Annotated in this window: 2 protein-coding genes; both read left to right on the forward strand. The window is 64.9% G+C overall.

Annotation, left to right across the window (positions count from 1 at the left end; genetic code table 11):
* Positions 1–111, forward strand: a 111-nt coding sequence (locus EOA38_RS36075; protein WP_127301458.1) for a DUF2065 family protein, incomplete at its 5' end; no start/stop codon positions are given.
* 145 nt (positions 112–256) lie between these two features.
* Positions 257–1,582: Do family serine endopeptidase (locus EOA38_RS36080; RefSeq protein WP_127301459.1), on the forward strand; the 1,326-nt coding region annotated here is incomplete at its 3' end.

A 1,582-nucleotide genomic window follows, 5' to 3' on the forward strand; every position in this document is an offset into this window, starting at 1 on the left:
GCCCGGAAACTGGCGACGGAAGTGCTGTCGATGCCGGAGAATGTGCTGCGGGTCGGCGGATTGGGTGCAATCGCAATCGGCGTCGGCATCGTCTGGCTGGCGCGCGGCTGACGAATTTCCTTGGTGCCGCGACGATTGACGATTTATCTTCCGCCGATGGCTATAGCCGCAAACGTGCCTTATTTCTTGCCAACATGAGTTGGACAGGCGCCTTTGCGGAAGCGCTTTTCCTCTTCAGAAAGACCGGGAGGCCACGATGATATCCGACACCCTGTTGCGCGCGGCGCGGCGCACGCTTTTCGCCGGCGCCACCGCATTCGTCGTCGGCATAATTGCCGTCCCGTCTTTCGTCACGCCCACGATCGCGTCCGACGGACCGCCCTCGGTCGCCGATCTCGCCGAACGCCTGCTCGGCGCCGTGGTCAACATCTCGACCTCGCAAACCGTGAAAGGCACGGAAGGCCCGGGCGCGGTGCCGATGCCGCAGCTTCCCGAAGGTTCGCCCTTCCAGGATTTCTTCGACGACTTCTTCAAAAACCGTGGCGGCGACAAGGGCGGCGGCGGGCAGAAGGTGCAGTCGCTGGGCTCCGGCTTCGTCATCGACGCCGACCAGGGCATTGTCGTGACCAACAACCATGTGATCGCCGATGCCGACGACATCGAGGTCAATTTCTCCGACGGCGTGACGCTGAAGGCGACGCTCGTCGGCACCGACACCAAGACCGACGTCGCGGTGCTGAAGGTCGACCCGAAGGGCCACAAGCTGACGGCCGTGAAGTTCGGCGATTCGACCAGGATGCGCGTCGGCGACTGGGTGATGGCGATCGGCAACCCGTTCGGCCTCGGCGGCACGGTGACGGTCGGCATTATCTCGGCGCGCAACCGCGACATCAACTCCGGCCCCTATGACGATTTCATCCAGACCGATGCCGCCATCAATCGCGGCAATTCCGGCGGTCCGCTGTTCAACGCAGAGGGGGAGGTGATCGGCATCAACACGGCGATCATCTCGCCGTCGGGCGGCTCGATCGGCATCGGTTTCTCGATTCCGTCGCAGCTTGCTGCGGGCGTGGTCGACCAGCTTCGCCAATACGGCGAGACGCGGCGCGGCTGGCTTGGCGTGCGCATCCAGCCGGTGACGGACGACATCGCCGAGAGTCTCGGCATGGCGACCGCCAAGGGCGCGCTGGTGGCCGGCGTCATCAAGGGCGGGCCGGTCGACAATGGCACGGTCCAGGCCGGCGACGTCATCATCAAATTTGACGGCAAGGACATCCACGAGATGCGCGACCTGCCGCGCGTCGTCGCCGAAAGCCCCGTCGGCAAGGCGGTCGACGTCGTCATCGTGCGCAAGGGCGTCGAGCAGACGGTGAAGGTAACTCTCGGCCGGCTCGAGGACGGCGAGAAGCTTGCCAGCGGCGAGAACGGGACTACCGACCAGGACAAGGGCGACAAGGCGGCTCCGATGTCCACGGCTTCGGTGCTCGGCATGACCGTCGGCGAGCTCAACGACCAGACGCGGCAGAAGTTCGGCATCGCGGCCGACGTGTCGGGTGTGGTGATCACCGACGTTGCCAAGGAT

The organism is Mesorhizobium sp. M1E.F.Ca.ET.041.01.1.1, assembly GCF_003997355.1.
GTDB lineage: Bacteria > Pseudomonadota > Alphaproteobacteria > Rhizobiales > Rhizobiaceae > Mesorhizobium.